11 protein-coding genes are annotated in these 6,161 nt (G+C 41.9%); 7 read left to right on the forward strand and 4 right to left on the reverse strand.

Annotation, left to right across the window (positions count from 1 at the left end):
• Window position 1 precedes the first annotated feature (1 nt).
• The 4 genes from AACQ83_RS23055 to AACQ83_RS23070 all read right to left on the reverse strand — a co-directional run bounded on the left by AACQ83_RS23055 (window position 2) and on the right by AACQ83_RS23070 (window position 2,108).
• Window positions 2–256, reverse strand: a complete 255-nt coding sequence (locus AACQ83_RS23055) for a hypothetical protein (RefSeq protein ID WP_112879755.1) — start codon at window positions 254–256, stop codon at window positions 2–4.
• A gap of 2 nt (window positions 257–258) precedes the next feature.
• Window positions 259–624, reverse strand: a complete 366-nt coding sequence (locus AACQ83_RS23060) for a transcriptional antitermination N peptide (RefSeq protein WP_112879756.1) — start codon at window positions 622–624, stop codon at window positions 259–261.
• A gap of 282 nt (window positions 625–906) precedes the next feature.
• Window positions 907–1,071 (reverse strand): hypothetical protein, encoded by a 165-nt coding sequence (locus tag AACQ83_RS23065; protein ID WP_192881089.1) that lies wholly within the window; start codon window positions 1,069–1,071, stop codon window positions 907–909.
• Between the two features lie 308 nt (window positions 1,072–1,379).
• Window positions 1,380–2,108, reverse strand: a complete 729-nt coding sequence (locus AACQ83_RS23070) for an XRE family transcriptional regulator (protein ID WP_112879757.1) — start codon at window positions 2,106–2,108, stop codon at window positions 1,380–1,382.
• A 118-nt stretch (window positions 2,109–2,226) separates the two neighbouring features.
• Between AACQ83_RS23070 and AACQ83_RS23075 the strand changes: the two genes are divergently transcribed.
• The 7 genes from AACQ83_RS23075 to AACQ83_RS24825 all read left to right on the forward strand — a co-directional run bounded on the left by AACQ83_RS23075 (window position 2,227) and on the right by AACQ83_RS24825 (window position 5,992).
• Window positions 2,227–2,442: a transcriptional regulator gene (locus AACQ83_RS23075; RefSeq protein ID WP_112879758.1), complete on the forward strand. Its 216-nt coding sequence runs from the start codon at window positions 2,227–2,229 to the stop codon at window positions 2,440–2,442.
• 139 nt (window positions 2,443–2,581) lie between these two features.
• Window positions 2,582–2,935: a hypothetical protein gene (locus AACQ83_RS23080; protein ID WP_112879759.1), complete on the forward strand. Its 354-nt coding sequence runs from the start codon at window positions 2,582–2,584 to the stop codon at window positions 2,933–2,935.
• 6 nt (window positions 2,936–2,941) lie between these two features.
• The gene (locus AACQ83_RS23085; RefSeq protein WP_192881091.1) at window positions 2,942–3,112 is read left to right on the forward strand and encodes a hypothetical protein; all 171 of its coding nucleotides are present in this window, start codon (window positions 2,942–2,944) and stop codon (window positions 3,110–3,112) included.
• 154 nt (window positions 3,113–3,266) lie between these two features.
• The gene (locus tag AACQ83_RS23090; RefSeq protein ID WP_240000905.1) at window positions 3,267–4,070 is read left to right on the forward strand and encodes a replication protein; all 804 of its coding nucleotides are present in this window, start codon (window positions 3,267–3,269) and stop codon (window positions 4,068–4,070) included.
• A complete protein-coding gene (locus AACQ83_RS23095) occupies window positions 4,051–5,457 on the forward strand; it encodes a replicative DNA helicase (RefSeq protein WP_240000906.1) in 1,407 nt (468 codons plus the stop codon). The genes AACQ83_RS23090 and AACQ83_RS23095 overlap by 20 nt, the downstream gene beginning before the upstream one ends.
• A gap of 1 nt (window position 5,458) precedes the next feature.
• Entirely contained in the window at window positions 5,459–5,776 is a 318-nt protein-coding gene (locus AACQ83_RS23100) for a DUF2591 family protein (RefSeq protein WP_112879760.1), read from the forward strand.
• A gap of 3 nt (window positions 5,777–5,779) precedes the next feature.
• Window positions 5,780–5,992: a Lar family restriction alleviation protein gene (locus AACQ83_RS24825; RefSeq protein WP_112879761.1), complete on the forward strand. Its 213-nt coding sequence runs from the start codon at window positions 5,780–5,782 to the stop codon at window positions 5,990–5,992.
• Window positions 5,993–6,161: the final 169 nt, after the last annotated feature.

Genomic DNA, 6,161 nt, shown 5'->3' on the forward strand with positions numbered 1-6,161 from the left:
GTTAATTGGCAATACTGCTCTCATCTGGCGTGAGTTCATCTCTGTTTTTAATTACAAATGGTTTGCCGAGAAAGTCTTGTCGATCATCACCGGAATAATAATTAGAAACTAGCTTCTGACAAAATAAGCCAGTATCAATTGCATCTCGTGCATCAGCGAAATACATAAAACAACCCGCTAATTCATTTGATACACATGAAACTTGGTCCGCAGTGCGATACTTAATAATGACTCGATTTGATTTGACTATTTCCATATTCACACTCTCGCTGTAATGTTTTTACTATTTTTACCATTAACAGAATAAAGATGCACATTTGGTAAGTAACAGTTATCAAAACTTGGTGTTGGCTCTTGCGGCTCTTCGCTGTCTTTAACTTGAGTGATTAGACCGGCTATGACATTTGCGCTATCGTTTTCTGGCTTGCGCTTAAGAGTTAATACTTTACGCGGCTCGGTTTCTACGCCAAAAGCTTTATCGATGATATTCTCAAGAGCTTTTATTTCAGACTGGCGAATGTGTTCTTCTAAGCGGTTGCGAGTGATCAAGTTGCCACGTGCTATATAGCGACGCATCTTTGAATTCAAACGACCACTAGTCGGTAAAATAGTGATATTTTCCATTTATTTCCCCTTGATGAGTAATTTTTGGGGCGCGGTTAATGAACCGGGAGGCTGTTTAAAAATTTGTGGCCCTCTTAATGAGGAGCTCAAACTACAGCGACTCACTATGTCTATCCTTAGACTCTGCTAACCACGCCCCAAAAATCACTTTGGGTAGGGACTCCCCACACGGGCGGGGCATTCATTTTAAGAGTGAGAACTTCACTGTAGTTACTTTTCCTAAATATCAGTTCTCTGTAAGTAAAAAGACTGGTATTTAAGGCCCCTCTGCGGGGCTTAAAGTTACTTCTTGAATCCCATCATGCGTAACCAACTATTCAGTTCGTCATAGTTTTTGAAAATTACATCACCAGTTTCAACGTTACCTTTGAATTGAGTAACAGTAAGATGTTTAACGTGATATTTTTTTCCAGTGAAGTTGTCTGTGTAAGTAGTTAATCTGCTCATTTTGATTTCCTCGTTGTTTGTTGCGTCTGTTTCTTAGCACTTGCGAATCATCTACCTTTTCATACGCCGGTAGCGGCTACTTCGTGGGCTTTCCTTGCCTGTTCGCTTTGTGCTTTTGATGAGCTTAATATAGCCAAAGTTATTTTTAATGTAAATAGCTAAAGTTATATAAAAATAGAAAAAGATATTAAATTGTTGATAGAAAAGGGTATATTTTTTTAATTAATATTTTGATGTGTGATGTAGATAAGGTTTTTTGGGAGAAAGGGAGGTAAAAAGGCCCCGTTGATGGGGCTGAAATTTGATTACTAGCTGTGGTATCTATAATTGATTGATTGACTAATCATTACTTTGCCCTGAATGTGCAACTTTTGAGCTTCGTCTTCATCTAGATACCATGTTTCATACTTCTTATTATCAGAAATAATTGCTAGTTTTTTATACTGTAGCTGTAGTCTCTTGATATATACTTGGTTCTCCAATATAAAAATATAAATACCGTCGCCATCCCAGTAATTTTTTGTTATGTCGACAAAAATTTGATCTCGCGGTTCAAATGTTCCTGACATTGAATCCCCGTTAACCGTGATCATTCTTATTGAATCAGCCGGCCTACCACCAAATAACTTTCGAGCTTCTTCTTCTGTATACTCAATTGAACATATAGTTTCTATAAACTCAGAATTAACCATTACGCCTGGCCCCGCGCTCGCTTGAATATCTAACAGATTTACCCTATAGGAGCACGAAGAATTTTTACTAATAAATTGTTTTTTGTTGTTACTATTTTGTGATGAAATCGTGTTATTGCTCGATTGCCCCTCTAAATTGTCGTCCATATCACCATTGCCAGTCGCCAGCCATTCTGGATTAACATTTAGGGTTTTTGCTATTTGGACTATTTTCCTTGAGCCAGCGGATTTACCGGATGTTAGTTTCCAGACGCTGGGTTGAGACATACCGACAGCCGAAGCCAGCTCTGTCTGATTAACATCTCTGATTGTCATGGCTAGTTTTAGCCGTTCTGCAAATTTCATTTTTTCCATAATTACAATTTATAGCCGGGGCTATATTTAGTCAAATAACTAAAGCTTTACTTTGTGAATAGCTATAGTTATTATTCATCATGATCGAACAGTGGAGGTTATTTTTTTTATGAATAAATTGATCGAACAGGCTATTTGCATCGTTGGTAGTCAGCAGGCTCTTGCTGACATATGTAACGTAAAACAACCCTCAGTTTGGGCCTGGTTACATGGACATAAAAAACCATCTGCAACAAATGCCTTGCGTATTGAGCGTGCAACAAACGGATTAGTTCCGGCATGCCAATTGCGACCTGATTTATCTGAATTGTTTGGCATCGCCTGATTTAATGCTCTTTAACAATCCGCCCCATCTATGCCGATCCAGGTGTAGATTCCCCGCCAGTGTGGGGATTCCCTGTAAACGGGGAGCGTAACCCTGTTGAGGGTTATAAATTTAATTTTAACTTAAGGAAATTTAACATATGGATATCGCAAAAAGTATCAAAATCACTTGTAAGCCAGAGGCGCTAGAAAGTTTTTGGCTTCGATGCATTTTGGAAACAGGAAATAATCAATTTGCTCAATCAATAGGGATTCATCCTTCAACATCCAGCAGAGACAAGGGCCGTATTGCTAAATTAGCCAGTCAATTGGTAGCGAAATATGGTTTACCTGAATGGGCGTATCAACTCCCTGATCATAAGCCTGTAGTTGTCATAGAAGGTGAACATGCCGAAATGCTGATCCAAGCATTGGAAAGAAAAGGGAAGATAAAGAGAAAAGCCTCATTACCTGCCACGGATGAGGCCTGTCAATTACAGCTAGATATGAGGTAATTATACATGAAACAAAAAGTTAATTACAGCGCTGTGCATAAAAACATCATGCGTGATCGGGCTGTTCGCTCGGTCACGGAGCAAGGAGCAAAGAAACTTCGGGAAGCACTGGACGATGCTCAATTGAGGTTGGAACATCGCGAAGAACTGCTGAAAGGGAAGAAAAGCCATGAGTAACGTTGCATACGCTGACTTTGGAGCGAGAAAGACTTCAAGGAGCACACGGATGGAAAACCAAAAACAGGGGCATTTCGCACTGTTCAGGAGTCTTCTGTCCACGGAATGGGCTAATGATACGGCTAAATTGGCCTTGTGGGTTCGATTGATTGGGATGGCTCAATACAAGCCCCGCAGTGTTGAATTTAGCGGCGTTCAGTGGGATTTAGGATCTGGTCAGTTGGTGACAAAAATCCCCATTCTAGCCAGAAAGCTCAGAGATTCTAAAGGCAATGAGAAGACACAAAAACAGGTTAGAGACATGTTGGAATTCTTTTCCTCTGAGGGGATGCTAACGTTCAGCGGTAACCGGCATGGGACAGTGATCACCATCACAAATTACGCTGATTATCAGGGTGATTTTGAGGTAACAAACGAGGTCACTAATCAGGTAACAAACAAACCCAGTGATGACGCGGTTTTAGAGCGAAGTCAGGTAACAAAGTTGGTAACAAATCAGGTCAAACAGAGTAAGAAGTTATTAGAACAAGAATATATAACTACATCTAACGATGTAGTTGGTGAGTTTTCTGATGAAAACAACCCGCCTCAGTCTGTCAAGAAATCTCAGTCTAAAAAGACTATACCGGTTCCCTACCAGGCCATGATCGACGCCTATCATGAAATTCTGCCGGAGATGGCTAAGGTTACTGTCCTGCGAGACGCTAGAAAATCCAAGATGCGCACGTTCTGGCAACGAGCTAACAAGGAATACCAGACCAAGCACCAGAGGCCGTTTACTCTGGAGAACTGGAAAGGCTATCTGGGTTACATTGCCGAGCACTGCACATGGATGACAGAAGAGAGGCCGAATGGCAAAGGCGGCTACTGGCGCAAGAAAAACCTGGATTATTTAATCACCGACCAATGTTACGTATCCGTCAAAGAGGACAGAGCGAATGACCGTAAACAGCATTAATCAAGTACCCCACAGCACCGAAGCGGAGCAGAGCGTCATTGGCGCATTACTGCTAGACCCCCAGAGCGACAATTCACAGTATGTATTCTCCATGCTCAAAGCTGACTTGTTCTACATGGCATGGCATAAATTCATTTTCGCTGAAATGCGGACAATGAACAGCAAGAACCAGGCAATAGATATTATTACTGTGGATGACAGCCTGAAACGTGCGGGTAAATCAGATCAATCGGGTGGATTTGCGTATCTGGCTGAGGTTGCCAAGAACACTCCCAGCGCGGCGAACATAGTCGCTTATGCCAGGCAGATACGCGAGACAGCCGCAGAGCGTTACGCTATTGAGAAAACCAATGAAATTCAGCGATTGTTGATGACGCCTAGTACCCTCACATTTGCTGAAAAAATGGACATGGCTCAAAGGTTGATCGGTGAAGCATCGGAGAATGGTACTGCGGGCCATAAGACCGGACTTAAGCCTATGAGAGAGATTGCCGAGCGTTTCTTTGAAAAACTGGAAGCAAGATTTAATAATCCCGAATTACACAGAGGGCTTAAGACCGGATTCCGAGATTTTGACGAAATGCTAGCGCCCAAGTATATCGTCAACGGATCACTGTTTGTTATTGGTGCTCGCCCGAAAATGGGTAAAACCACTGTGTTAACTGAGATGGCAAAGAACGTCGCTAGTGATGGTCATCAGGTATTGTTGTTTAGCATGGAAATGACAGATGAGCAGTTATTTGAGCGTATGGTAAGTCAGAAATCAGGGGTGAATACAGATATGCTGTATGGTGGTTCTGATGATGAGTACGAATGGGCGCTACTCAGTAAGGCTATAGGTGAACTGAAAGATACTCCCAATATCTGGATTGATGATACTCCTGGAATGTCATTCGCTCATATCCAGTCACAGTGTCGTAAAATCAAGCGTAAAGTTGGGAAGATAGGTTTTATCGGTGTTGACTATCTAACACTGATGAAGACTGAGAAAGCGGATCGGAATGATATTGCGTATGGCAACATCACAAAGGGCCTCAAGATACTGGCAAAAGAACTCGACACTGTTGTTGTTCTGCTAACTCAGCTTAACAGGAATATTGAGGAACGCGCCAACAAACGCCCAATGCCATCTGACAGCCGAGACACAGGCCAGATTGAACAGGACTGTGATTACTGGATGGGCGTCTACCGTGACTCTGTTTATCAAGAGAAATCGGACAAGACGCTGACAGAGTTGATATTGCGCCTCAATCGCCACGGTAAAGCTAACACTGTATATGTCGAACAAAAGGGCCTTTGCTTGTTCCATCTCGATCAAGTTGAAGGCGAGCAACGAGCTAAGCGCAACGAAGACAAGCCCAATAAACCCTACAGGAAGGATTTTTGAGATGAAGATTAAAACAGAAAATTTGACAGGCCGTGCGCTGGATTATGCAGTCGCTATTTGTGACGGGTGGAGTGCTGATTATTTAGATAAGAATCTTGATGTTATGCCCAAATATTCAGCTGAATGGAGTGAATGCGGTCAGTTGATTGAAAAATACATAACAGCACTTGCATTGCACACGAAGAGAGAATATTGGATCGCCGGTAGCGGAGGGTACGGAACGTCATGGGGTGAAACTGTTCAGATCACAGTATGTCGTGAAGTTGTGAGAAAGCACATCGGTGACGAAGTAGAAATTCCTGATGAGCTACAGAGGTGAAACATGACAGAGAAACTTAAGCCGTGTCCGTTTTGTGGAAGCAATGATCTTTGTCCTGATTATGAGGATAGAGGTTCATTGGATGAGTATGTGTCTTGGATTAACTGCGGGAATTGCGGAACAGATGGTCCGTTATCGAAATGGGAAAATAGTTACAAGGAAGCGGAATCGGCAGCTATTCGAGCCTGGAATAAGAGAGTAAATAATGGGGGATAAATGGAAGCTGATTTTTGTTTTCACGAATCAAATAAATCTCAGGCATGGGAAATATTGAAAGAAACACTTCAAACGAAACAGCCGCATCGAATTATTATTAAGCCTTGGAAGAACACCCGATCATTATCTCAGAACAATTTAATGTGGTTATGGAATGAAGATGTATTGA

Origin of the sequence: Photorhabdus sp. S10-54, from assembly GCF_963878145.1 — a bacterium.
GTDB lineage: Bacteria > Pseudomonadota > Gammaproteobacteria > Enterobacterales > Enterobacteriaceae > Photorhabdus > Photorhabdus kayaii.